Raw genomic sequence first — 25,008 nt, 5'->3', positions numbered from 1 at the left:
CTCGGATTGTGCATCCGGATGACTGGTCATCCGGAAATCTAGGGGGACGGTATCCAGGCGGAGCGGTGGCTCCCTTGGGGCACAACCTCCGGCCGCCGCGAGGTATTTCCGTTACCCGGTCTTGATTCTAGGGGGACCGTTACTCGTCCAGCATTTCCGGCGTCACATTGGCCTCGGTCCCGGGGATCCCCAGGTCCAATGCGCGTTTGTCGGCCATCGCCAGGAGCCTGCGGATTCTGCCGGCGATCGCATCCTTGGTCATGGGCGGATCAGCCAGCCGGCCAAGTTCGTCCAGGCTCGCCTGTTTGTGGGCGACGCGGAGTTCACCCGCGTACTTAAGGTGGTCGGGGACGTCGTCGCCGAGGATCTCCAGTGCACGGTCCACGCGGGCGCCGGCGGCAACAGCTGCCTGGGCCGAGCGGCGCAGGTTGGCGTCGTCGAAGTTGGCCAGCCTGTTCGCCGTCGCCCGCACTTCCTTGCGCATGCGGCGTTCTTCCCAGACCATGAGCGCGTCATGAGCACCCATCCGGGTGAGCAGGGCTGCGATGGTATCGCCGTCCCGGATGACCACCCGGTCCACTCCCCTGACTTCGCGGGCCTTGGCCTGGATGCCGAGGCGTCGGGCCGCGCCCACCAGCGCCAGGGCCGACTCGGGCCCGGGGCAGGTCACTTCCATGGCGGAGGACCGGCCCGGCTCGGTCAGCGATCCGTGGGCGAGGAAGGCGCCGCGCCACACGGCTTCGGCGTCGGCGGCGGAACCGTTGACCACTGCCGACGGCAGCCCGCGAACCGGGCGGCCGCGCGCGTCCAGCAGCCCGGTCTGGCGGGCGAGGGCTTCGCCGTCGCGCACCACCCGCACCACATACCGGTTGCCGCGGCGGAGCCCGCCGCCGGAGACGACGATGATCTCGCTCTGGTGGCCGTACACCTCGGCGATCGCGGCCCTGAGGCGGCGTGCCGTGGAGGCGAGGTCAACCTCGGCCTCGATCACGATCCGGCCGGAAATGATGTGCAGTCCGCCGGCGAATCGGAGCATCGCAGAGACTTCTGCCTTGCGGACCGAGGACTTCTTTATGTCCAGGCGGGACAGTTCTTCTTTGACTGATGACGTCAGTGCCATGGCACCTTCCTAACTGTTCCCGAAAATATCGTGGTACGCCGTTGCCAGACGCAGGGGGTCGTGGATCGGACGGCGGCTCGACGCCCCTACTTTACCCAACACCACCTCGGCCCCGAGCATCCCGGCGGCCCGTTTGAACTCTTCGACGTCCGGCACGGACACAGGGTCCGCGAGCACGACGTCGATACTGAAGTCGGGCGCGTAGCTGCGCAGCACATGCAGGTGGTCGGCAGCGGACATGCCGGACGTCTCCTTGGTGTCCGTGGCCAGGTTCATCGTGAGGCACCGTTTGGCAGGCGTGTCTGAAAGAGCCTGCCGCATCTCCGGCAGCAGGAGGTGCGGCAGTACGGACGTGTACCAGGATCCCGGGCCCAGGATGACCCAATCGGCCAGTTCGATGGCCGTCAGGGCTTCGACGCAGGCATGCGCCGACTCCGGCAGGAGCCGGACGCTTTCCAGCGAACCTGCCACGGCGCACTTGGCCTGCCCCCTGACGGTCTCCAGTCTGTAGGTTCCGTCGGGGCCGGGCACCCTGACGTCGCCCTCGATCGTCAGCGGCTCGCCGGACATGGGCAGGACCTGTCCGCGTGCGCCGAGCAGGGCACCAGCCCATTTCAGGCCGCCCACAGTGTCGCCCAGCAGTTCCCAGAGCGTGACGATGAGCAGGTTGCCCATGGCGTGGTCGTCGAGCGAGCCACCCCGGCCCGCCCCCGGCTTGAACCGGTGCTGCATGACGTCCCGCCAGGTCCGTCCCCAGTCGGTGTCGTCACAAAGGGCCGTGAGGGCCATCCGCAGGTCGCCGGGCGGAAGGACGCCGTACTCCTCGCGCAGCCGGCCGGAAGACCCGCCGTCGTCCGCTACGGTGACGATGGCTGTCAGTTCGGAGGTCAGCAGCCGAAGGGCGGACAGCGAAGCGGACAGCCCGTGACCGCCGCCGAGGGCGACGACGGAAGGTCCTTTGTCCAGCTGCCCGCCGCCGGTGCCGGCGGCCGGCGGAACCAGGGGCAGCGGCCCGGTAAGCAGTCCCATTACTCGCGGCCCAGGTCCCGATGGGTGGTGGTCACCGTGACACGGGGGTATTGCGCCAGCTTCTTTGAAAGTTCCATGGCGACGGCCACGGAGCGGTGCTTGCCCCCGGTGCAGCCCACGGCAATGGTGGCGTAGTGCTTGTTTTCGCGGCGGTACCCGTCCAGGACCGGCTCAATGGCCAGCACGTAGCGGTCTACGAAGCTCTTGACGCCTTCGGCCTCGAGGACGTAGTCGCTCACGTCCTTGTCCAGGCCGGTGTGCGGACGAAGCTGCGGGACCCAGTGCGGATTCGGGATGAAGCGTGCATCGACCACAAAGTTCGCGTCCACCGGCAGCCCGTACTTGAAGCCGAAGCTCATGACGTTCAGCCGCAGGGCGACCGGACCTGTTTCGCTGAAAAGCTCCGTGATGGCGGTGGCAAGGGCGTGGACGTTGAACTCGGATGTGTCCAGCACGATGTCCGCGGAATCCCGCAGTTCATGCAACAAATCGCGCTCCGAGGCGATGCCGTCGAGGATCCGCCCGCCTTCCTGGAGTGGATGCGGACGGCGGCCCTGCTCAAACCGGCGCACCAGGACGTCGTCGTTGGCGTCCAGGAACAGGACACGAAACGTAACGCCGCTGGCTTCAAGGGTTTTCAGCGCCGCCCGGATGTCGGCGAAGAGCGCGGTGCTGCGCACATCAACCACCACGGCGAGCTTGGGGATGGACTGCGGGGCGTGGGACACGAGTTCGGCCAGGGTGCCGAGCATCTGCGGCGGAAGGTTCTCAACGACATACCAGCCATGGTCCTCAAGGGCGTCTGCAGCGGTACTGCGCCCCGCCCCGGACATACCCGTCACCACGAGCAGTTCCGCTTCAACGGGCCTGACGGGCGTCATGCCGTCCTGTTCCGCTTCGGATCCTGCCGTTGACTCTGCCATGAGTAAAGCCCCATTCCTGCTATGTAATTCGACGCAACCGCGCGTTCCGCTTCAGGTCCTTACCCTAGCTAAGTTTCAATGATTTCGCCGGTCGTCATATTGATTGACGGCGCATCCGCACCGGAGGCCGCGGCGCCGTTGCTGAAATGGCTGACGATTGCGTCCGCCAGCGAGGGGCCGATGCCCTTTGCAGTGGCCAGTTCGGCCGCACTGGCGGTCCGGATGCTCTTGACCGAGCCGAACTGTGCCAGCAGGGCTTTGCGTTTGGCCTCGCCCAGGCCGGGAACGCTGTCCAGGGCGGAAACCGTCATGGCCTTTCCGCGCTTCTGCCGGTGGAACGTGATGGCGAACCGGTGGGCTTCGTCGCGGATGCGCTGCAGCAGGTAGAGGCCCTCGGATGTCCGCGGCAGGATCACCGGAAAGTCGCTGTCCGGCAGCCAGACCTCTTCAAGGCGCTTGGCCAGGCCAACCACGTAGACGTCGTCAATCCCGAGTTCAGCCAGGGCGCGCGCAGCGGCGTTCACCTGGGGCTTGCCGCCGTCCACCACGACGAGGTTGGGCGGGTAGGCGAACTTTGCGCGCGGTGCGGGCGTGGTGGTGTCCTGCATGGAGGCCACCGCCATGGCCTCGAGCGCCGCCTGGTGCCCGGGGAGCTGTGCCGCTTCCGCCTGGGCTGCTTTTTCCTGAAGATAATTCCGGAAGCGCCGGGTGAGGACATCATGCATGGCCGCTGTGTCATCCACGGCCGCGGCGCCGGTTATGGAGAACTTGCGGTAGTCGGACTTCTTCGGAAGACCGTCTTCCACCACCACCATGGACGCCACCACATTGGTGCCCTGCACGTGGGAAATGTCGAAGCACTCGATGCGGAGCAGCGCGACGGGCAGGTCCAGGGCCTCCTGGAGCTCCTGCAGTGCGAGGGACCGGTTCGTCAGGTCACCGGCGCGCCGCGATTTGTGCAGCTTGAGTGCGTGCTCGGCGTTTTCCCGGACCGTGGACATGAGTGCTGCCTTGTCCCCGCGGCGCGGGACCCGGATGTCCACTTTCGCGCCCCTCAGGCCGGCAAGCCACTGGGCAAGTTCGGCAGCGTTGCTCGGCTCTTCAGGAACCAGGACCTCTCGGGGCAGCCGCCCCTGCGTTTCGCCTTCCTCGCCGTAGACCTGCTGCAGCAGGTGCTCCACAAGGTCCGGCGTAGTGAAATCCTCGACCTTTTCCACCACCCATCCGCGCTGGCCGCGGACCCGGCCGCCGCGGACATGGAAAACCTGCACGGCGGCTTCCAGCTCATCCTCATGCAGCGCAAAAACGTCGGCGTCCGTGTCTTCCGCCAACACCACGGCGTTGCGTTCGAAGACTTTCCGCAGTGCGATGATGTCATCCCGGACGCGTGCGGCCCGCTCGTAGTCGAGCTCGGCAACTGCTGCGGCCATGTCCTTCTCCAGCCGTCCGATGAAGCGCTTGGCTTCACCGCCCATGAACGAGCAGAAGTCCTCCGCCAGCGCCCGATGCTCCTCCGGTGTGACCCGGCCGACGCACGGTGCGGCGCACTTGTCGATGTAGCCAAGCAGGCACGGCCGTCCGCTGGCCTGCGCCCGCTTCAGGACGCCCGGGCTGCAGCTTCGGACGGGGAAGACGCGCAGCAGCGTGTCCATGGTTTCGCGGATGGCCCCTGCCGTGTAAGGACCGAAGTAGCGGGTGCCCTTGCGGCGTTCGCCGCGGAGCACCTGGACGCGCGGAAACTTCTCGCCCATCGTGACGGCGAGGTAGGGGTAGGTTTTGTCGTCGCGGAAGACGACATTGAACCGGGGCTTGAACTCCTTGATCCAGGTGTATTCCAGCTGGAGCGACTCCAGTTCACTTGCGACGACGGTCCACTCCACGCTGCTGGCGGCGTGGACCATGGCGTAGGTCTTGGGCAGCAGCCCGCCGGGATTGGCGAAGTACGAATTCAGGCGGGACCGCAGGTTTTTGGCCTTGCCGACGTAGATGACGCGGCCGTGCGGGTCCCGGAAACGGTACACGCCCGGGTTTGTTGGAATCTCCCCCGTTTGGGGTCGGTAACTAGCTGGATCTGCCACGATTCAAGTCTACTGACGCTGCAGGGGGCATCCGGACAGGGGGTTCCGGGGCGCCCCTACTCGGCGGCTTTGCTCTGGTTGTAGCTCGTTGACCGCTCCTGGCCGCTGAGCTCCGCGATGGCGTCCATGATGCGGTCCGTCACCTGGCGCCGTGCGGGCAGGGAGTGGTCCGGTCCGGTCTTCTCAAAGTACAACGGCTCGCCGACCTTCATGGTGAAGTGCTGCGGCTTCACGCCGTTCTGCCCGGCCGGCTGGAGGTTTTCGGTTCCAATGAGGCCGACGGGAATGACCGGTGCCCCGGTGGTCAGCGCGAGCCAGCCGACGCCGGTGCGGCCCCGGTAGAGGATGCCGTCCCGGGAGCGGGTTCCCTCAGGATAAATGCCGATGCCCTTTCCGGCCTCGAGGATGTCGAGCAGCGTCTTGAGGGCCGCCACGCTGGCAGCCTGCTCCCCGCGTTCCACCGGAATGGAGCCTACGGATTCGAAGAAGGACTTCATCACCTTGCCCTTCACGCCCCCGGTGGTGAAGTATTCGGCTTTCGCGAAGAAGGCCACCGGCCGGGGCATTAGCGCCTGCACAATGACGCTGTCCAGGAAGGACAGGTGGTTGGGTGCGACGATGAACGGGCCTTCCTTCGGAACGTTTTCCAGCCCGATGACGGTGGGCCGGCAGGTTCCGGAGATCAACGTGCGGGTGGTCCAGCGGATCGCATCAAACAACGCCATCGTTGTTCACCCCGCTCAGGGCTGCGCCGTGCAGTGCGTCAAGGCGTTCCACGACTGCAAATAGATCCGTGGTGGTATGCACAATTGCCATGGCGCCCGCTTCATGGAGTTCCCCGTCCGGGGCGAATCCCCAGCTGACGCCGATGCAGTCGAGGCCGTTGGCCAGGGCACCGGCCACATCCTGGGCGCGGTCCCCCACCATCACGGCGTGTTGGGTGCGGAGGTCGGACAGGGCGGCGGCAACAATTTCAGTCTTGCCGAGAGGAACCTGGGTGTGCGCGGCTTCGTCGGCGGCGGAACCGCGGATGAAGCGGAACGAGGACGCAATGCCGTGGTGTTCCAGCACGATCCGGGCCAGTCCTTCCGGCTTCTGCGTTGCCACGGCGATCGGCCTGCCCGTGGCGGCGTATTCCTCGATGAGCTCGCGGATGCCCGGGTACAGGCGGCTCTGGGCGATGCCCGTTTCGAGGTAGTAGGACCGGTACAGGCGGATGACCTCGGCCAGCTGCTCCTGCGGAACTCCCGCGATATTGAGGAGCGAGTCGCTGAGTTTAGGACCGATCATCGCGTCCAGCCGGGCCGGGTCGGGAACCCCGATGCCGAGTTCGGTAAGGGCCGCGGAGATTCCGTCCGTGATCCCCCCTGCCGGGTCGACAAGAGTGCCGTCCAGGTCGAAGATCACGGGCACTGTTGAAAGGGTCACCGGGTTAGTTTCCCACAAGTGCGCGAATGGCTGAAACTCGCATTCCCCGGCAGGAATACTTCTTCCTGCCGGATCTGCAAGCTCCAGCCATTCCGTCGCGGTGCGCCAGACGCTAGCCCAGTATCTCCGCCAGGAAGGAGGCCGTGTAGCTCGTGGTCGACTTTGCGACCTGTTCGGGGGTTCCGGTCGCGATGATCTGGCCGCCGCCGGAACCGCCGTCCGGCCCCAGGTCCACGATCCAGTCCGCGCTCTTGATGACATCGAGGTTGTGCTCGATGGTGATCACGGTATTGCCTTTGTCCACCAGGCCCTGGAGGACCATAAGCAGCTTGCGGATGTCCTCGAAGTGCAGCCCGGTGGTGGGCTCGTCCAGGACATAGATGCTGCGGCCGTTGGACCGTTTCTGGAGTTCCGCGGCCAGCTTCACGCGCTGGGCTTCGCCGCCGGACAGCGTGGTGGCCGGCTGCCCCAGCCGCACGTAGCCCAGACCGACGTCCACGAGCGTGCGGAGGTGGCGGGCGATGGGTGTGAACGCGGCGAAGAACTCGGCGCCCTCCTCGATGGGCATGTCAAGGACGTCGGCGATGGTCTTGCCCTTGTAGTGGACTTCCAGGGTTTCGCGGTTGTACCGCGCACCGTGGCAGACCTCGCAGGGCACATAGACGTCCGGCAGGAAGTTCATTTCGATCTTCAGCGTGCCGTCGCCGGAGCACGCCTCGCAACGGCCGCCCTTCACGTTGAACGAGAACCGGCCCGGCTGATAGCCGCGGACCTTGGCCTCAGTGGTCTCGGCGAAGAGCTTGCGGATGTTGTCGAACACGCCCGTGTACGTGGCGGGGTTGGAGCGCGGTGTCCGGCCGATGGGGCTCTGGTCGACGTGCACCACCTTGTCCAGGTGCTCCAGGCCCTGCACGGACTTGTGCCGGCCTGCCACCTGCTTTGCGCCGTTGAGCTTGTTGGCCAGCACCTTGTAGAGGATTTCGTTGATCAGGGTGGACTTGCCGGAACCGCTCACGCCGGTAACTGCGGTCAACAAGCCCAGCGGGAAGGCGGCATCTACGTTGACGAGGTTGTTCTCCCTTGCGCCGACGACCTTCAGCTCACGCTTTTTGTCATACTTGCGACGCTTCTTCGGGATTTCAATCTTTTTACGCCCGGAGAGGTAATCGCCGGTGAGGGACTCGGTGTTTTCCAGGAGTTCCTTGTAGGAGCCGGAGTGCACCACCTGGCCGCCGTGTTCCCCGGCTCCGGGCCCGATGTCGACTATCCAGTCGGCTTCCTGGATGGTGTCTTCGTCGTGCTCCACGACGATGAGCGTGTTGCCGAGGTCGCGCAGGCGGGTCAGCGTTTCGATCAGGCGCCGGTTGTCCCGCTGGTGCAGGCCGATGGAGGGCTCATCCAGAACGTAGAGGACACCCACGAGGCCGGAGCCGATCTGGGTTGCCAGGCGGATGCGCTGGGCTTCGCCGCCGGACAATGTGCCGGAAGGGCGCTCCAGGTTCAGGTACTCCAGCCCGACGTCGAGGAGGAAGGTCAGGCGTGCCTGGATTTCCTTCAGGACCTGGTGCGCAATCTGGGCCTCGCGCCCGGTCAGCACCAGGGTGTCCAGGAAGTGCGCGCACTCACGCATGGGCATGGCGGCAACGTCGGCGATGGACTTGCCGTTGATCAGCACGGACAGCGAGGCCGGGTTCAGGCGGGCGCCGTTGCAGGCAGGGCACGGGATCTGCCGCATGTACTCCTCGTAGCGGTCCCGGGCAGAGTCCGAATCCGTCTCCAGGTGCTTGCGGTGAACGTACTGGATGACGCCCTCGAAGCCGGTGCTGTACTTGCGCTCCCGGCCGAAGCGGTTGCGGTACTGCACTACGACCTTGTGGTCCTTGCCGTGCAGGACGGTCTGCCGGATATCCTTGGGAAGCTTCTGCCACGGCGTCTTCATCGAGAAGCCGAGTTCTTTCGCCAGCCCGGACAGCAGCCGGTTCCAGTACTCGCTGGTGGCCGTGCCCAGCGACCAGGGCGCGATGGCACCCTCGCCCAGGGAAAGCTCCCCGTTCGGAATGATGAGTTCCTCATCAACTTCCAGTTTGGTGCCGATGCCGCTGCATGCCGAGCACGCCCCGAAGGGGTTGTTGAACGAGAACGAGCGGGGCTCGATTTCATCGATGGCAAGGGGGTGTTCGTTGGGGCACGCGAGGTGCTCGGAGAACGCCCGGACCCGTTCCGGATCATCCGCTTCGAGGTCCACGAACTCGGACAGGACGCGGCCCTCAGCCAGTCCGAGTGCCGTTTCGACGGAGTCGGTCAGGCGCTGCCGGATGCCGTCCTTGACCACAAGCCGGTCCACCACCACTTCGATGGTGTGCTTGAACTGCTTGCCGAGCTTGGGAGGATCGCTGAGCTGGATGAGCTCGCCGTCCACCCGGGCCCGGGAGTAGCCCTTGGCTGTGAGTTCCTTGAAGAGGTCGACGAATTCGCCTTTGCGGCCGCGCACCACGGGAGCGAGGACCTGGAAACGCGTGCCGTCCGGCAGTTCAAGGAGTTGGTCGACGATTTGCTGCGGCGTCTGCTTGGCCACTTGCTCGCCACAGACGGGGCAATGGGGACGGCCTACGCGAGCCCAGAGCAGGCGCATGTAGTCGTAGATTTCCGTGATGGTGCCGACGGTGGACCGGGGGTTCTTGCTGGTGGATTTCTGGTCGATCGAAACAGCCGGGGACAAGCCCTCGATGAAGTCCACATCCGGTTTGTCCACCTGCCCCAGGAACTGGCGGGCGTACGCAGAGAGGGATTCGACGTAGCGGCGCTGTCCCTCGGCGAAGATGGTGTCGAACGCCAGGGACGACTTGCCGGACCCGGACAGCCCGGTGAAAACGATCATGGAGTCGCGCGGCAGGTCCAGGTCCACGTTCCGCAGGTTGTGCTCCCGTGCCCCCTTCACCACGAGGCGGGAAAGGTCGGGGCGCGCCGGTTTTCCTTGTTTTAAGGGGACGACGGCGGAGCGGGCATCAAGGGCTGGTTCTTCAGCTACGGCTTTAGGCACTCACCAATGCTAATCGAAAACTTCTTCGAATTTCTATTGCGGGCGCCTATTCGGCGTCGTAGGCGGCCGCAAGCAGCTGCACTGCCTCTGCGAAGCTGGCGCCCTGCGCCTTTGCCGCCGCGGCGAATTCCGCCGCTGCTGCGGTCAACGAGGTCCAGGCCTCGTCCCTGGCGCAGATGACGGTGCCGTGCCGGCCACGGGTGGCAACCACCCCGGCCGCTTCCAGCTCCTTGTACGCCCGGGCGACGGTGTGCGGTGCGACGCCCAGTGCGGTGGCGAGGCTCCGCACGGCGGGGAGGCGGGTACCGGGAGCGAGGGCCCCGCTGTCCGCCCGCTCGATGATATTCAGGCGCAGCTGTTCAAAGAGCGGTACCGAACTGCCCTGGTTGGGTTTCCAGGTCCCCGGGAATTCGTTCACGGTGCTCACAGACCGGACTCCCCTGACCCCAGGGACTCTTGCCCGCCGGCAAACTGGGCGTCGTAGAGCCTGCTGTAGTGGCCCTTGGCTGCCAGCAGCTGTTGGTGGTTTCCTTGTTCAACGATTCGTCCGTGGTCCATGACGAGAATTAGATCAGCGTCCCGCACGGTGGACAAACGGTGGGCTATCACGAAGCTGGTCCGGCCGTGCCGCAGCCGCTGCATCGCCTGCCGGATCTGTACTTCCGTGCGGGTATCCACGGAACTCGTTGCCTCGTCCAGCACCAGGATGCTCCGGCCCGCGAGATGGGCCCTCGCGATGGTGATCAGCTGACGCTGCCCCTGGCTCAGGGTGTCGCCGTCGTTGCCCAGCATGGTGGCGTAGCCGTCGGGGAGGGCGCGCACGAAGTGGTCCACCAGGGACGCTTCGGCGGCCGCAACGACGTCGGCCTCGCTCGCACCGGGCCGCCCGTATTCGATGTTTTCCCGGATGGAGCCGGTGAACACCCAGGCGTCCTGCAGCACCATCCCGATCATGGAACGCAGCTCGTCGCGGGAGCGCTCCGTGATGTCGGCGCCGTCGATGGTGATCCGGCCGGAATCCAGCTCGTAGAACCTCATGAGCAGGTTCACCATGGTGGTCTTGCCGGCTCCGGTGTGGCCTACGATCGCCACGGTCTGCCCCGGTTCGGCGGTGAAGGACAGGTCCCGGACCACGGGAGCCTCCCTGGTGTATCCGAAGGTGACGGCGTCGAACACCACCCGGCCGCCGGTGGCACCGGTCCCCGGCTGGCGGGCACCTGACGGTTCGCCCGCGTCCGGTTCGTCCCCGTCCGGCGGAATCTCCGCGGCATCGAGCAGGGCGAACACACGCTCCGCTGACGCAAGGCAGGACTGGATCAAGGTGACCATGCCGCCAATCTGGCCGATGGGCTGGCTGAAGAGCCGGCTGAACTGGATGAAGGCCTGGACTCCGCCGATGGTCATGGCACCGGCCGTGACCTGCAGGGCCCCCACCACGGCCACCGCAATGTAGTTGAGGTTCGAGACGAACACCAGGAGGGGCTGCACGGCGCCGGAAACGTACTGGGCGCGGGCGCTGGTCCGGAAGAGCCTGTCGTTGCTGTTGGTGAAGGTCTCGGTGGCCAAACCCTGCCGGCCGAAAGCCTTGAGCACCTCGTGTCCGGTGATGTACTCCTCAAGGTGCGCGTTGAGTTCGCCCGTGGTGCTCCACTGCTCGGAAAAATGCGCCTGCGACTTCCGGGCCACAAGCACTGTGACCACTGTGGAAAACGGCACGGTCACGAGCGCAATGACCGCCAGCAGCGGGGAAAGCCACAGCATCATGGACAGCGCGCCGAGCAGCATGAGCACCGACAGGATCAGCTGGTTCAGCAGCTGGTTCAGGGCCTGCGAAATATTGTCGACGTCGTTGGTTGCGCGGCTCAGGACGTCACCGCGGCGCTGCTCGTCGAAATGCGCGGACGGCAGCCTCGCCAGTTTGTCCTCCACCGCGGCACGCAGCCGGTAGCTCACCCGTTGCACCGCGGTGGCGGTGACCGCCCCCTGCACCCAGCTGAAAGCGGAGGCGCCGATGTACATCACTGCCACCAGGAGTAGCACGGCGGCCAGCTTCTGTTCGTTGAAGATCCCTCCAAAAACACCTTCAACCACGACGTCGGTGGCGTCGCCCAGCAGCTTCGGCGCCGACACATTAAGCGCCACGAACGCGCAGGTGGCCGCCACGGCCGCGAGCATGCGCCCCCTGACGGGACGCAGCAGCCGCAGCAGCCGCCTGCCGGTGGCCAAGGCGGCTGCACCCCCGGCCCCATTCGCGGCGTTGTCCGCCGTCGTCGTCGTAGTGGCTGCCGTCATAGCCTGCCTCCCAACGCGAGCTGTGAGGCAGCGATCTCCTGGTACACCGTCGACGTGCGCATGAGTTCCGTATGGGTCCCCTGCGCAACGAGCCTGCCCTGGTCCAGCACCAGGATCAGGCCCGCGTCGAGGATGGTGGCGATGCGCTCGGCCACGATGATCACCGTGGACCTGCGGGTGAGCGGTGCAAGCGCCTGGCGGAGGCGGGCGTCGGTTGCGTAGTCCAAGGCGGAGAAACTGTCGTCAAAAAGGTATACCGGAGCGTCCCGGAGCAGTGCGCGGGCAATGCACAGCCGCTGGCGCTGCCCGCCGGAAAAGTTCGTTCCGCCCTGGCTCACGGCGCTGTGGAGCCCGTGCGGCAGTTCGCGCACGAAGTCCTCCGCCTGGGCGGCGCGGAGCGCCCGAAGGATTTCCTCGTCGCTGGCGTCAGGGGCCGCCATGCGCAGGTTCTCGGCCACGGTGCCGGAGAAGAGGTAGGCGCGCTGCGGCACCAGCGACAGGCTGTCCCGCAGGAAATGAAGCGGGAGGGAGCGCACGTTGTGGCCGCCGATCAGGACCTCCCCGGACGTAGCGTCGAGGAACCGGGGCAGCAGGTTGAGTAGCGTCGACTTGCCGCTGCCCGTGGACCCGATGATGGCGGTAGTGGTGCCCGGCGAAGCGGTGAAACTGATGCCGTCCAGCACGGGCGCTTCCGCTCCGGGGTAGGCAAACGTGACGTCGCGGAATTCCACCGTGCCGCCGGGCGTGCGCCGCCCCGGAGGCAGCCCGGCCCGTGAGATCAGGGGGTCCGCGATGGCCGGGCGGGTGTCCAGTACGGCCTGGATCCGTTCGGCGCAGACCGCGGCACGGGGGGCGGTCATCAGCACGTACATCGCCATCATGATGGCGATGAGGATCTGCAGAATGTAGGCGATGAAGGCCGTCAGCGAGCCCAACTGCATGTCCCCGGCCTGGATCCTGTGGCCGCCGAACCACACCACCGCCACCGATGACAGGTTGACCACGATCATGATCAGCGGCAGCATCCCCGCCACCAGCAGGGCCGACTGCAGGTTGTTGCGGGTCAGTTCACGGTTGACGACGGCGAAGCGGCGCGCCTCGTGTGCCTGGCGGACGAACGCGCGGATCACGTTGGCTCCGATGATCTGCTCGCGCAGCACGCGGCCGATCCGGTCGATCAGCACCTGGCCCTGCCGGTACAAGGGCACCAGGCGTCGGACGATCACATACATGATGAGCACCAGTAGGGGAATGATGGCCACCACGATGCCGGAGAGGACCACGTCCTGGTTCAGGGCCAGGACTATGCCGCCGATGCCCATGGCCGGGGCCGCCACGAGCATGGTGAAGACCAGCACGGCCAGCGCCTGGATCTGTTGGACATCGTTGGTGGCCCGTGTGACCAGGCTGGGTATGCCGAACGTCCCAACTTCCTGGGAGGACAGCGACTGGACTTTGGCGAAGAGCTCCTGGCGAAGCTGCCGGCCAAGCTTCATGGCCACGGTGGCGCTGAAATACCCAGCAGCCAGGGCGGCCGCAACCTGGACGGCGGCAATTGCGGCCATCCAGCCGCCCAGCCGAAGAATGAGGTCTGTGTTTCCCTTGACGATGCCGTCGTCGATGACAGCGGCATTGAGCGTGGGCAGGAAGAGGTTGGCCGTGGTCTGGATGAATTGGAGCACCACGATGGCCACAACGGCAGGCTTATGCGCGGCGAGCAGCCGCATCATCATGCACCGGAGCACCGGAGCTCCTCCCGCCGTAGCGCCATGCTCAGCGCCGTTTCCGCGCGACTGCGAAGATCCTTCGGAACGGGAACACTGTGCCGTGGGCCGTGGCGGGATAGGCGTCCCTGAGCATCGCGGAGTATTCCGCTTCGAATTCAGCCGCCTCTTCGGGTTTGAGCGCCGCGAGTATCGGCCTCAGACCGGCTCCCCTGACCCATTCCAGCACCGGATCCGGTCCGTGGAGCACCTGCTGGTAGGTGGTTTCCCACGCGTCCGCGTCGCAGCCGGCGTCGAGCATGATGTTCAGGTAGCTGGCGGGTTCGGCGACGGCATCGTCGTGGCGCAGCACGCCGTCGAGCGTGTCCTTCCAGCGGCCGGACTCCGCGAGCTTCCGCATGAGCACATGGGAGGGGGACCTGAAATTCCCGGGAACCTGCAGGGCGAACCATGCACCGGGCGCGAGTGCCTCCAGCCAGCCGGCCAGCAGGGCGGGATGGCCGGGGACCCATTGCAGCGCCGCATTCGAGACCACCACGTCCGTGCTCTCCGATGGCCTCCAGTCGGTGATGTCCTGCAGCGTGAAGGAAAGGTTGGCCGCCTGCGCCGAGTGCACCGCCGCCATGCGAAGCATCTCGGCGGACGAGTCGACTCCCACCACCCGGGCAGCGGGCCAGCGCTCCGCCAGTGTGGCGGTCAGGTTGCCGGGCCCGCAGCCGAGGTCCACAACATGGCGGGGACTCTCAGCGTGGACCCGCGCAGTGAGGTCAAAAAATGGCCTGTCGCGGTGGTTCCCGAACTCCACGTACTTCGCTGGATCCCACTTCAAAGACGCCCCTCCAATGGCTCGTGCTGTTGCCGTCAGGCCGAGCCTAGCCCGGCCCGGCCCCGCGACCAAGGAAGAACCACCCATTGGCGGCGGGCACTAAGCTTGAAAGCAATGAAACTCGTTGAGCAGCTCCCTGTCCCGGCCGAACGCACGTCCAGCGGGACGAACCACGATCCGGACGAGCTCTACACCCGCTTTGTCGAATGGACGGAGAGCCGCGGGCTGTCCCTCTACGCCGCGCAGGACGAAGCCATCATGGAGCTGGCATCCGGAGACAACGTCATTCTGGCGACACCGACCGGTTCCGGCAAGTCCCTGGTGGCAATCGCCGCGCACTTCCAGGCCATGGCGCGCGGTGACCGCAGCTACTACACGGCTCCCATCAAGGCCCTCGTCTCGGAGAAATTCTTCGCCCTGTGCGACATCTTCGGCGCCGAAAACGTGGGCATGATCACCGGCGACTCGGGCGTCAACCAGGACGCGCCCATCATCTGCTGCACCGCGGAGATCCTGGCCAACATCGCCCTGCGCGAGGGCGCCGGGGCGGATCTCGGCGCAGTGATCATGGACGAGTTCCACTTCTACTCCGACCCGCAGCGCGGCTGGGCCTGGCAGGTACCCCTGCTGGAGCTCCCGCAGGCGCAGTTCCTGCTGATGTCCGCCACGCTGGGGGACGTCAGCCGCTTCGAGGCCGGCCTCACGGAACTGACGGGACGCCCGACGACGACCGTCAGTTCCGCTGAACGTCCGATTCCGCTGCACTACTACTACGAGCAGACTCCTGTGCACGAGACCCTCGAGGAGCTGCTGTCCACCAAGCAGGTCCCCGTCTACGTGGTCCACTTCAGCCAGCTTGAGGCAATAGACCGGGCGCAGAACCTGATGAGCATCAACGTCTGCACCCGCGAGGAGAAGGACAAAATCGCTGAGCTGATTGCCGGCTTCCGTTTTGCGGCCGGGTTCGGCAAAACCCTCAACCGCCTGGTGCGGCACGGCATCGGCGTCCACCACGCCGGAATGCTGCCGAAGTACCGGCGGCTGGTGGAGCAGCTGGCGCAGGCCGGCCTGCTCAAGGTCATCTGCGGCACCGACACACTGGGTGTTGGCATCAATGTGCCCATCCGCACCGTCCTGCTCACCGCCCTGAGCAAGTACGACGGCGTCCGCACCCGGCTGCTGAACTCGCGCGAGTTCCACCAGATCGCGGGCCGCGCGGGGCGGGCCGGCTACGACACCGCCGGCACCGTGGTGGTGCAGGCTCCCGAACATGTGACTGAGAACGTCAAGGCGATGGCCAAGGCCACCGCCAAGTTCGGCGACGACCAGAAGAAACTCCGCCAGGTGGTCAAGCGCAAGCCGCCGGAGGGCTTTGTGTCCTGGGGCGAACCGACCTACAACCGGCTGGTCAACTCAGTCCCGGACCCGCTGACCTCCAGCTTCACTGTCACGCACGCCATGCTGATGAACCTGATGGAACGGCCCGGCGACCCGTTCAAGGCTGCCCGCCGGCTTCTCACCGAAAACCACGAACCCCGCAGTTCACAGCTGCAGCTGATGAAGAAGGCACTGGGTATCTACCGGGAGCTGCTGGCCGCGGGAGTTGTGGAACGGATTCCGCACGAGGAACAGGGCCCGGACGGCAGGACCGTCCGGCTCACGGTCCACCTGCAGGCCAACTTCGCGCTGAACCAGCCGCTCTCGCCGTTCGCGCTGGCGGCGCTGGAACTCCTCGATCCGGAGTCGCCGTCGTACGCCCTAGATGTGGTGTCCGTCATCGAATCCACGCTGGAGAAGCCCCGGCAGATCCTCTCGGCCCAGCAGAAGAAGGCACGCGGCGAAGCCATCGCCGCCATGAAGGCCGACGGCATTGAGTACGACCAGCGCATGGCCATGCTGGAGGATGTCACCTACCCGCAGCCGCTCGCGGAAATTCTTGGCGAGGCCTTCGATGTCTACCGCAAGGCCGCGCCGTGGGTGGGCGACTTCGAACTCGCGCCCAAATCGGTGGTCCGGGACATGTACGAACGGGCCATGAACTTCGGCGAATTCGTCCAGTTCTACGGGCTGGCCCGCTCCGAAGGCATTGTGCTGCGGTACCTCGCCGACGGCTTCAAGGCACTGCGGCAGACTGTGCCGCAGGACGCCCTGCGGGAGGACCTCGAGGACCTGATTGCGTGGCTGGGCGAGCTGGTCCGCCAGGTCGATTCCAGCCTCCTGGACGAATGGGAGGAGCTGACCTCCGGCGCCGCCCCGACTCCGCATGACGCTCCCCCGCCTCCCCCGCCGTCACTGACGTCCAACATCAGGGCCTTCCGGGTCATGGTGCGGAACGAGATGTTCCGGCGCGTGGAGCTCTTCGCCGATGAGGCGGCCACCGATCTGGGCGAGCTCGACGGCGCCGCCGGCTGGGATGCCGAACGCTGGGAAGACGTCCTGGACGACTACTTCGACGAACACAATGACATCGGCACCGGGCCGGACGCCCGCGGACCGGGCCTGCTGATCATCACCGAGGAACCCGGAATCTGGAAAGTGCGGCAGATCTTCGACGATCCCGCCCGGAACCACGACTGGGGCATCTCGGCAGAGGTGGACCTGGCGGCGTCCGACGAAACCGGCACTGCAGTGGTCCGGGTGACCGACGTGAACCGGCTGTAGTCGCTAGTAAACTCGAACAATGAGTGTAATCCGCCCCGCAACCGTTGAAGACGTCCCCGTCATCCTGCAGATGATCCACGAACTGGCCATCTACGAGAAGGAACCCCACGCCGTCCGGAACACCCCGGAAATGCTCGCCGGGGTCCTCTTCGGCGAAAATCCACGGGTATACGCCGCGATGGCGGAGAACGAATCCGGTGACGTCCGCGGCTTCGCGCTCTGGTTCCTGAACTACTCCACCTGGGAAGGCGTCCACGGCATCTACCTGGAGGACCTTTACGTGACCCCGGAGGCCCGCGGCGAAGGCCACGGCAAGGCGCTGCTGCAGCACCTGGCGGCCACCGCCGTCGAACGCGGTTACGCGCGCGTTGAGTGGAGCGTTCTGGACTGGAACGAACCGTCCATCAACTTCTACAAGAAGCTGGGCGCCTTTCCCATGGAAGAATGGTCCACTTTCCGGCTGACGGGGGAAGCCCTCGAATCCTTCGGGACGTCCCGCGAGGCGCAGGTCCTTGGCTGATCTACCGATGACCGGGCTCTCCGCCGTGGGAATGCTGGAGGCCGCAGCCGATGCCGCCGCCAAGGTTCCCGATGCCGTCCCGCACACCGTCAAGGCCCGCCATGAGTACCGCGGGATGCGCACCGCCGAGCACTATTTCGAGGTGCCGCTGGATCATTTCAGCGGCGGTACCGGGGAAACCATCACCGTGTTTGCGCGCGAGTACGTCTCCGCCGACCACAGCGAGGAAGATGCCGCCAGGCTGCCGTGGCTGCTGTACCTTCAGGGCGGCCCCGGCGGACGCGGCAACCGTTTCCCCTCCCTGGGCGGCTGGAGCAAGGCCGCCGCCAGGGATTTCCGTATCCTCATGCTGGACCAGCGCGGCACGGGGCTGTCCACTCCAATCGACCGCAACACGCTCCCGCTTCGGGGGAACGAAACGGACCAGCTGGAGTACCTGACGCACTTCCGGGCGGACTCGATCGTGGCTGACGCGGAAGCGATCCGGTATGCCCTCGGGTCCGCACCGTGGACCATCTACGGGCAAAGCTACGGCGGCTTCTGTGCCCTCAGCTACCTCTCTTTCGCGCCGCACGGCCTGCGCGAGGCGCTCATCACCGGCGGGCTGGCTCCCCTGCAGGGCCCTGCGGACCGTGTGTACCAGGCCACCTACCGCCGCGTCGCGGCCCGCAACGCAGAATACTTCAAGTCCTACCCCGAGGACCGCGCCGCGGTCACCCGCATTGCCCGTCACCTTCGCGAAACGGTGGAGCACCTGCCCGACGGCGAGCGGCTCACCGTGGAGCGTTTCCAGATGGTGGGCTCGTTCCTTGGCGGGAACACCCGGGTGGACACCCTGCACCATCTGCTCGAGGACGCCTTCGTGGCCACGCCCGCCGGCGACCGCCTTTCGGACGCGTTCCTGGAGCAGGTACGTGGGGTCGTCACCCGTGCAGGGAACCCGCTGTATGCACTCATGCACGAGTCCATCTACGGGCAGCGGGAAGCGACGGACTGGGCCGCGTTGCGCGTACTCCAGGACTTTCCCGAATTCCGCCCGGACGCTGCCGAGCCGCTGCTGACCGGCGAAATGGTCTATCCCTGGTACTTCGAACAGGACGCCGCGCTCCGGCCGCTGCGCGATGTTGCCCAACTGCTGGCCGAGAAATCCGACTGGAAGCCGCTGTATGACCTGGAGGGGCTGGGAGCGAACACCGTTCCCGTTGCTGCCGCGGTGTACAGCGAGGACATCTACGTTGACCGGGACCTCTCGCTCGAAACGGCTTCGGCCGTGCGGGGGCTCCAGGTCTGGGAGACCGCGGACTTCCACCACGACGGCATCGCGGACGACGGCGAAGGCATCTTCGGGCGGCTGCTGGGAATGGTGCGCTCAGTCCGCAACTGAGCGGATCCGGAAAACAGAAAACCCCGGCCACCCATGCGGCCGGGGTTTTCTGTGCGTTGGGCGGTGCGGGAGCCTAGTCGGCGTCGCTCATGCTCTTGCGGGCATCCTCTTCGAGGCGGGCGTCCACCTTCGCCTGTGCGGCCTTGGAGCTCACCAGGCTGGCAATCACGGCGACGATGATGGTGCCGACGATGACGGCAAGGGACACGAACGTGGGGATTTCCGGGGCCCATTCGATGTGCTTGCCGCCGTTGATGAACGGGAGCTCGTTGACGTGCATCGCGTGGAGGACCAGCTTGACGCCAATGAACGCCAGGATGAAGGACAGCGCGTGCTTCAGGTAGATCAGGCGGTTCATCAGGCCGCCCAGCAGGAAGTACAGCTGGCGCAGGCCCATCAGGGCGAACAGGTTTGCGGTGAAGACGATGAACGGACTCTGCGTCAGGCCGAAGATCGCCGGGATGGAGTCAACAGCGAAGAGCAGGTCGGTCAGCCCGATCGTGACGAAAACGATCAGCATGGGGGTGAAGACCTTCTTGCCGTCAACCGTGGTGCGCAGCTTGCCGCCGTCGAACTTCTCCGACATCGGAATCACCTTGCGGAGCTTCGCGATCAGCGGGTTTTCCTTGTCCTCTTCGTCTTCACCCTCGTCCTGGGCCTGCTTCCACGCGGTCCAGAGCAGGAAGGCGCCGAAGATGTAGAAGACCCAGCTGAACTGCTCGATGACGATGGCGCCGAGCAGGATGAAGATGCCGCGCAGGATCAGCGCGATGATGATGCCCACCATCAACACTTCCTGCTGGTACTTACGGGGCACCGAGAAGCGCGCCATGATGATGATGAACACAAAGAGGTTGTCGATGCTGAGGCTGTACTCCGTCACCCAGCCAGCAACGAACTGCCCGCCAAATTCCGGGCCCGTGAAGGCAAACATCGCACCCGCAAAGACCAGGGCCAGGGCAACATAGAACGTGACCCACAGGCCGGCTTCCTTCATGGAAGGCTCGTGCGGGCGGCGCAGCACCAGGAGGAGGTCGAAAGCGAGGATGAGGCCGAGGACGACGAATGAGCCGACCTCAAACCAAACGGGTAAATCGAGCACAGGGATGCCTTTCGCAGGGTACAGAGATGCGGTGTAAGTCTCTCCGGCTTGCCTGTGCACTTGGTGCTGAATCGGCAGCCCGCTACGCCCGGCAGGGCATCTATGCCGTGCGTGTTGACGATCGTAGCGCTTGGGATACTCCCCTACGTGACAATAACTTTACCCTAGGCGTGCCCCGCTGCCTGCATCTGCCGCAGTTCCTTCTTCAACTCCCCTACTTCATCACGCAGCCGGGCCGCGAGTTCGAACTGGAGTTCGCCGGCCGCGGCGTGCATCTGTTCCGTCAGCTGCTCGATGAGTCCAACGAGGTCCTCCGCCGGCGCGGCCGCCAGACCGTCCGCGCGCACAGTCGACGGGCCCTTGCCCTTGCCGCGGGTCTTCCCGGAGGCGGCGAGCAGTTCGCGCGTGTCGGCGTCCTCTTTGGCGAGCTGGTCGGTGATGTCTGCGATCTTCTTCCGCAGCGGCTGCGGGTCGATGCCGTGTTCAGTGTTGTAGGCCACCTGGATGGCCCGCCGGCGGTTGGTTTCGTCGATGGCGTGCGCCATGGAGTCTGTGATGCGGTCGGCGTACATGTGCACCTGTCCCGAGACGTTACGGGCTGCGCGTCCGATGGTTTGGATCAGTGACGTGGAGGAACGCAGGAAGCCTTCCTTGTCCGCGTCCAGGATGCTCACGAGGGAGACTTCGGGCAGGTCCAGGCCTTCGCGGAGCAGGTTGATGCCCACCAGGACGTCGAAGACACCCATGCGGAGTTCCCGGAGGAGTTCCACGCGGCGGAGCGTGTCCACGTCGGAGTGCAGGTATTCCACCTTCACGCCGTGGCCCAGCAGGTAGTCGGTGAGGTCCTCGGCCATCCGTTTGGTGAGGGTGGTGACCAGGACGCGTTCGTTCTTCGCGGTGCGGGTCTTGATCTCGCCCAGCAGGTCGTCGATCTGGCCCTTGGTGGGTTTCACTACCACCTCGGGATCGATCAGGCCGGTGGGCCGGATGATCTGCTGCACGAATCCGTCGGACTTGCCGAGTTCGTACTTGCCGGGGGTGGCCGAAAGGTAGACGGTCTGGCCCACGCGCTCCTGGAACTCGTCCCACTTGAGCGGCCGGTTGTCCATCGCTGAGGGCAGGCGGAAGCCGAAGTCCACCAGGTTCCGCTTGCGGGACATGTCGCCCTCGTACATGGCGCCGATCTGCGGAACGGTGACGTGGGATTCGTCGATGACCAGCAGGAAGTCGTCGGGGAAGTAGTCGAGGAGGCAGTGCGGCGCGGTTCCGCGGGCGCGGCCGTCGATATGCGAGGAGTAGTTCTCAATGCCGTTGCAGAAGCCCATCTGCTGCATCATTTCGAGGTCGTACGTGGTGCGCATCCGGAGCCGCTGGGCCTCGACGAGCTTGTTCTGGCTTTCAAGCACCTGCAGCCGCTCGGCGAGCTCGTCTTCGATCCGCTTGATGGCCCGGCTCATGCGTTCCGGACCGGCCACGTAGTGCGACGCCGGGAATACGTACATCTCTTCCTCATCCCGGATCACTTCGCCGGTCAGCGGATGCAGGGTGTGGATGTTCTCGATTTCGTCACCGAAGAACTCGATCCGGATGGCCAGTTCCTCGTACATCGGAATGATTTCCACGGTGTCGCCGCGGACCCGGAACGTGCCGCGGTGGAAGTCCATGTCGTTGCGGGCGTACTGCATGGAGACGAACTTCCGGAGCAGGTCGTCGCGGTTCATCTCAGCCCCCTTGCGGAGGGTCACCATGCCGGCGATGTACTCTTCCGGCGTGCCCAGGCCGTAAATGCAGGACACGGTGGCCACCACGATCACGTCGCGGCGGGTCAGCAGCGCATTGGTGGCGGAGTGTCGGAGCCGTTCGACTTCCTCGTTCACCGAGGAGTCCTTCTCGATGAAGGTGTCCGTCTGCGCCACGTAGGCCTCGGGCTGGTAGTAGTCGTAGTACGACACGAAGTACTCGACGGCGTTGTTCGGGAGCAGTTCCCGGAATTCGTTGGCCAGCTGCGCGGCGAGGGTCTTGTTCTGCACCATCACCAGGGTGGGGCGCTGGACCTGCTCGATGAGCCAGGCCGTGGTCGCGCTTTTGCCCGTACCGGTGGCGCCAAGCAGCACCACGTCCTTTTCGCCGTTCTTGATGCGCTCCGTCAGCTCAGCGATGGCGGCCGGCTGGTCGCCTGCCGGCTTGAACTCGCTGATGACCTCGAACGGAGCCACGACGCGGTTGATTTCCTGGGCAAGACTCATGAATCTAATCTACCGCCGGGCACCGACATCGTGCCGTGATTCAGCTTTGGGCGGTACTGCCGGCTGTGCCTCCGCCTTCCCCGATGTCGGCTGGACCGCCGGCCACGCCGGCGGCTATGGGTGTGGCATACGACGGCGGCTGCCATCCCGTGCGCCGCACCCACGCGTCCATCCGTTCGGCGGCGTGCTCGGAAAACCATGCTTCCTTGTCCGCCGCGTAACCCGCGGTTGACTTGTCCACCCTGTGGAGCGCGGCAACCCTCCGCTTCTCCGCCAGGTAGTCGGCCCTTGCCGCAGCGTCATCGCGAAGCCAGTCCCGGAAAGACAAAGCGAACCGCCACCCCGGCGAGCCCGCGGGCCGGATGTGCAGGTTCACGGGACGGCCGGGGTCCGCGTTTCCGTGCAGGCGTTTGGCCCAGTCCGCCGGATCAGGGTGCGAGGGCTTGGGGCTGTCGGCAAAAACGCCGGCCCACAGCGGAAAGCCCGCCGCGGCAAGCAACGGTGCGATCCGGTCGGCCGTTGCCAGGTCCGCAACAGTCAACTGGAGGTCGATGATGTCCTTGGCATCGAGCCCGGGGACCGCCGTGGACCCGATGTGATCGACCGCCAGGATGTCCGCCGGGACGGCAGCCGCGATCCGGCCGGCGAGCCGCGCCGCCTGTGTTCCCCACGTGGGATCGGCCGGGGCAAGCACCGGGCCGCCCGTCCGCGGAGCCGGCCGCTCCTTGCTGATGTTGTCCGCATAGGGGGCCAGCCGGCTGGCCCACAGCACGTCGACGGCAGCCTGCAGTTCATCAACGGTTCCGGAGTTGTCCAGCACCACGTCCGCCGCGGCCACGCGGACGTCCCTGGCGGCCTGCGCCGCCATCCTGGACCGCGCCTGCTCCTCGGTCATGTCCCGGTATTCCACCATGCGCTGCACCCGTACCTCGTCCGGGGCATCCACCACCAGCACCAGATGGAAATTGCTACCCTGGCCCGTCTCCACCAGCAGGGGTATGTCCTGCACGACGACGGCGCCGCGGGGGGCGGCGCCGATCATCGCTGCGGCCCGCTCCCGGACCAGGGGATGAACGATGCTGTTGAGAACGGCGAGCCTGTCCGGGTCGCCGAACACCAGCGCGCCAAGCCGCGCCCGGTCCAGCCGGCCGTCGGCACCCAGCATGTCCTCCCCGAAGGCCGCCACCACCCGGGCCAGGCCGGGGGTACCCGGCTCCACCACTTCACGGGCCAGGGCGTCGGCGTCGACCAGCACGGCCCCCAGCTTCCGCAAATGCGAGGCAACAACTGACTTCCCTGAGGCGATACCGCCCGTCAACCCGATCTTCAGCACCCCACCAGACTAAACTGATCCGGTGGTGGAAGAGGCTGAACCCAGGGAAAGCAGGGCAACTGCCTACACGACCCTTGCGGCCGGGCCCGACTTCCGCCATGAGCTGGAGGTCAAACGGTCGCGGTTTATCACGGTGATCCGGCGCACCGGTGACGAGGACGGCGCGAGGGCGCTGGTGGCCGGACTGCGCAAGGAGTTCCACGACGCCCGGCACCACTGCTCGGCGTTCGTCCTGGGACCAGACCGGGACATCCAGCGTTCGAGCGATGACGGAGAACCGTCCGGAACCGCGGGCATCCCCATGCTGGAGGCCCTCCTCCGACGCGAAACCGCGCCGGGGGTGACCGACCTCAGCGACATCAGTGCCGTCGTCGTCCGCTATTTTGGCGGGATTCTCCTGGGAGCCGGCGGACTGGTGCGCGCCTACTCGGAGTCCGTGTCGTCCGCCCTGGACCTGGCACCACTGGTTCGGCGGAGCCGGCTGAGGATCTGTTCCGTGGAGGTGCCGCATTCGGCGGCCGGGCGCCTGGAAAACGACCTCCGCGCTGCCGGCTATGTGATGGCGGAAACCAGCTACGGGGCCATCACCACGGTCCTCAGGCTCGCCCTGCCCGATCATGCGGACGAACTTGAGCGGGCCGGCGAACGGCTTGCTTCCATGACTGCGGGCAGCGCCGCCCTGCGGCCGGGTGAAACGGAGTGGATCGATGTGCCCTTCTGAACCGATGTCTCCTTCTTCACAGTCATCCCTCGCAGGCTGCGTGGAGCTGCTGGACGTCACCGAGGAGATCCTGGCGAAGCTGCTGGACGTCGCCCTCACGGACGCCGCTGCCGACGACGTCACTCCCACGCTAGGTGCCACCCCCGGCTGGAACGCGGAGCGGATCGGCTGGTTCCTCAACTACCACCGCGCCGCGGCGGCCGGCCTCGACGGACCCGCCGCGCAGAAGTCCTGGGCGATCAGCTGCGATGGACGGCTTGCCGGTTCCATCCGGCTCAAGCGCGCCGGAACGGCAGCATCGGCCGTCACGGCGCTGGAAACCGGGCTCTGGCTGGGACGCAGCTTCCGGGGCCGGGGCATCGGCCGGGAGGCGTTGAAGCTCGTGTGCACCGTGGCTGCAGCTACAGGCGCCTCGGTGCTGCAGGCCGAAACGACCGCCGGAAATTCGGCGGCGCGGGCACTCTTGCGCTCGGCCGGTGCCGAGCTGGCCGGGGACGGCGTGACCACGCCCCTGACGGCCCGCATCAGTCTGCACTGACCCGGTCCTTCTCGGGGGTATCCCTGAGGCGTGAGTACACGAA

At 65.9% G+C, this 25,008-nt stretch carries 19 protein-coding genes; 5 read left to right on the top strand and 14 right to left on the bottom strand.

The features are described from left to right. Positions 1–139 precede the first annotated feature (139 nt). The 11 genes from whiA to JOE41_RS00280 form a co-directional block, all read right to left on the bottom strand. A complete protein-coding gene (whiA, locus tag JOE41_RS00330; protein ID WP_011691931.1) occupies positions 140–1,120 on the bottom strand; it encodes a DNA-binding protein WhiA in 981 nt (326 codons plus the stop codon). Between the two features lie 9 nt (positions 1,121–1,129). Then, positions 1,130–2,149, bottom strand: a complete 1,020-nt coding sequence (gene yvcK, locus JOE41_RS00325; RefSeq protein ID WP_011691930.1) for a uridine diphosphate-N-acetylglucosamine-binding protein YvcK — start codon at positions 2,147–2,149, stop codon at positions 1,130–1,132. Continuing rightward, on the bottom strand, positions 2,149–3,072 hold the full coding sequence (gene rapZ, locus JOE41_RS00320; RefSeq protein ID WP_011691929.1) for an RNase adapter RapZ: 924 nt from the start codon (positions 3,070–3,072) through the stop codon (positions 2,149–2,151). The genes yvcK and rapZ overlap by 1 nt, the downstream gene beginning before the upstream one ends. A 68-nt stretch (positions 3,073–3,140) precedes the next feature. Further along, positions 3,141–5,150 (bottom strand): excinuclease ABC subunit UvrC, encoded by a 2,010-nt coding sequence (uvrC, locus tag JOE41_RS00315; RefSeq protein WP_209750294.1) that lies wholly within the window; start codon positions 5,148–5,150, stop codon positions 3,141–3,143. Positions 5,151–5,206: 56 nt separating this feature from the next. Continuing rightward, entirely contained in the window at positions 5,207–5,875 is a 669-nt protein-coding gene (locus JOE41_RS00310) for a 1-acyl-sn-glycerol-3-phosphate acyltransferase (RefSeq protein WP_011691927.1), read from the bottom strand. Beyond that, entirely contained in the window at positions 5,862–6,578 is a 717-nt protein-coding gene (locus tag JOE41_RS00305) for an HAD hydrolase-like protein (protein ID WP_209750292.1), read from the bottom strand. The genes JOE41_RS00310 and JOE41_RS00305 overlap by 14 nt, the downstream gene beginning before the upstream one ends. Before the next feature lie 112 nt (positions 6,579–6,690). After that, positions 6,691–9,618 (bottom strand): excinuclease ABC subunit UvrA, encoded by a 2,928-nt coding sequence (uvrA, locus tag JOE41_RS00300; protein ID WP_011691925.1) that lies wholly within the window; start codon positions 9,616–9,618, stop codon positions 6,691–6,693. 46 nt (positions 9,619–9,664) lie between these two features. Further along, on the bottom strand, positions 9,665–10,045 hold the full coding sequence (locus tag JOE41_RS00295; protein ID WP_011691924.1) for a GntR family transcriptional regulator: 381 nt from the start codon (positions 10,043–10,045) through the stop codon (positions 9,665–9,667). Continuing rightward, positions 10,042–11,910, bottom strand: a complete 1,869-nt coding sequence (locus JOE41_RS00290; protein ID WP_245200583.1) for an ABC transporter ATP-binding protein — start codon at positions 11,908–11,910, stop codon at positions 10,042–10,044. Before JOE41_RS00290 ends, JOE41_RS00295 begins: the two co-directional genes overlap by 4 nt. Beyond that, positions 11,907–13,643, bottom strand: coding sequence for an ABC transporter ATP-binding protein (locus JOE41_RS00285; protein WP_209753489.1), 1,737 nt, complete (start codon positions 13,641–13,643; stop codon positions 11,907–11,909). Before JOE41_RS00285 ends, JOE41_RS00290 begins: the two co-directional genes overlap by 4 nt. Before the next feature lie 40 nt (positions 13,644–13,683). Further along, positions 13,684–14,463, bottom strand: coding sequence for a trans-aconitate 2-methyltransferase (locus JOE41_RS00280; RefSeq protein WP_209750290.1), 780 nt, complete (start codon positions 14,461–14,463; stop codon positions 13,684–13,686). A 111-nt stretch (positions 14,464–14,574) separates the two neighbouring features. Between JOE41_RS00280 and JOE41_RS00275 the strand changes: the two genes are divergently transcribed. Genes JOE41_RS00275 through JOE41_RS00265 form a run of 3 tightly spaced genes read left to right on the top strand, consistent with a single transcriptional unit; the run spans position 14,575 to position 19,025 of the window. Further along, positions 14,575–17,121, top strand: coding sequence for an RNA helicase (locus tag JOE41_RS00275; protein WP_209750288.1), 2,547 nt, complete (start codon positions 14,575–14,577; stop codon positions 17,119–17,121). Between the two features lie 19 nt (positions 17,122–17,140). After that, the gene (locus JOE41_RS00270; protein WP_209750286.1) at positions 17,141–17,641 is read left to right on the top strand and encodes a GNAT family N-acetyltransferase; all 501 of its coding nucleotides are present in this window, start codon (positions 17,141–17,143) and stop codon (positions 17,639–17,641) included. Positions 17,642–17,672: 31 nt separating this feature from the next. Further along, complete coding sequence (locus JOE41_RS00265) at positions 17,673–19,025, top strand: alpha/beta fold hydrolase (protein WP_209753488.1); 1,353 nt, start codon at positions 17,673–17,675, stop codon at positions 19,023–19,025. 73 nt (positions 19,026–19,098) lie between these two features. Here the strand turns inward: JOE41_RS00265 and JOE41_RS00260 are convergent, their stop codons facing one another. From JOE41_RS00260 to coaE, 3 genes are all read right to left on the bottom strand, one after another. Then, on the bottom strand, positions 19,099–20,127 hold the full coding sequence (locus JOE41_RS00260) for a TerC family protein (protein WP_043429752.1): 1,029 nt from the start codon (positions 20,125–20,127) through the stop codon (positions 19,099–19,101). A 164-nt stretch (positions 20,128–20,291) separates the two neighbouring features. Then, a complete protein-coding gene (gene uvrB, locus JOE41_RS00255) occupies positions 20,292–22,373 on the bottom strand; it encodes an excinuclease ABC subunit UvrB (protein ID WP_209750284.1) in 2,082 nt (693 codons plus the stop codon). Positions 22,374–22,413: 40 nt separating this feature from the next. Beyond that, entirely contained in the window at positions 22,414–23,706 is a 1,293-nt protein-coding gene (coaE, locus tag JOE41_RS00250) for a dephospho-CoA kinase (RefSeq protein WP_209750283.1), read from the bottom strand. A gap of 22 nt (positions 23,707–23,728) precedes the next feature. Here coaE and JOE41_RS00245 point away from each other — a divergent pair, with 22 nt between their 5' ends. Together JOE41_RS00245 and JOE41_RS00240 are read left to right on the top strand one after the other, a co-directional pair. Continuing rightward, on the top strand, positions 23,729–24,427 hold the full coding sequence (locus JOE41_RS00245; RefSeq protein ID WP_209750281.1) for a YigZ family protein: 699 nt from the start codon (positions 23,729–23,731) through the stop codon (positions 24,425–24,427). A 4-nt stretch (positions 24,428–24,431) separates the two neighbouring features. Further along, the gene (locus tag JOE41_RS00240) at positions 24,432–24,965 is read left to right on the top strand and encodes a GNAT family N-acetyltransferase (protein WP_209750279.1); all 534 of its coding nucleotides are present in this window, start codon (positions 24,432–24,434) and stop codon (positions 24,963–24,965) included. Positions 24,966–25,008: the final 43 nt, after the last annotated feature.

The organism is Arthrobacter sp. PvP103 (assembly GCF_017833075.1).
Lineage (GTDB): Bacteria > Actinomycetota > Actinomycetes > Actinomycetales > Micrococcaceae > Arthrobacter.
Note: the sequence above shows the minus strand (reverse complement) of the source record. Positions and strands in the feature narration are given on the sequence as shown.

Bases quoted from the DNA above. Each gene is read 5' to 3' on its own strand.
- whiA (WP_011691931.1), bottom strand. From the start codon at position 1,120: ATGGCACTGACGTCATCAGTCAAAGAAGAACTGTCCCGCCTGGACATA.
- yvcK (WP_011691930.1), bottom strand. From the start codon at position 2,149: ATGGGACTGCTTACCGGGCCGCTGCCCCTGGTTCCGCCGGCCGCCGGC.
- rapZ (WP_011691929.1), bottom strand. From the start codon at position 3,072: ATGGCAGAGTCAACGGCAGGATCCGAAGCGGAACAGGACGGCATGACG.
- JOE41_RS00310 (WP_011691927.1), bottom strand. From the start codon at position 5,875: ATGGCGTTGTTTGATGCGATCCGCTGGACCACCCGCACGTTGATCTCC.
- JOE41_RS00290 (WP_245200583.1), bottom strand. From the start codon at position 11,910: ATGACGGCAGCCACTACGACGACGACGGCGGACAACGCCGCGAATGGG.
- JOE41_RS00285 (WP_209753489.1), bottom strand. From the start codon at position 13,643: ATGATGATGCGGCTGCTCGCCGCGCATAAGCCTGCCGTTGTGGCCATC.
- JOE41_RS00275 (WP_209750288.1), top strand. From the start codon at position 14,575: ATGAAACTCGTTGAGCAGCTCCCTGTCCCGGCCGAACGCACGTCCAGC.
- JOE41_RS00270 (WP_209750286.1), top strand. From the start codon at position 17,141: ATGAGTGTAATCCGCCCCGCAACCGTTGAAGACGTCCCCGTCATCCTG.
- JOE41_RS00265 (WP_209753488.1), top strand. From the start codon at position 17,673: ATGCTGGAGGCCGCAGCCGATGCCGCCGCCAAGGTTCCCGATGCCGTC.
- uvrB (WP_209750284.1), bottom strand. From the start codon at position 22,373: ATGAGTCTTGCCCAGGAAATCAACCGCGTCGTGGCTCCGTTCGAGGTC.
- JOE41_RS00240 (WP_209750279.1), top strand. From the start codon at position 24,432: ATGTCTCCTTCTTCACAGTCATCCCTCGCAGGCTGCGTGGAGCTGCTG.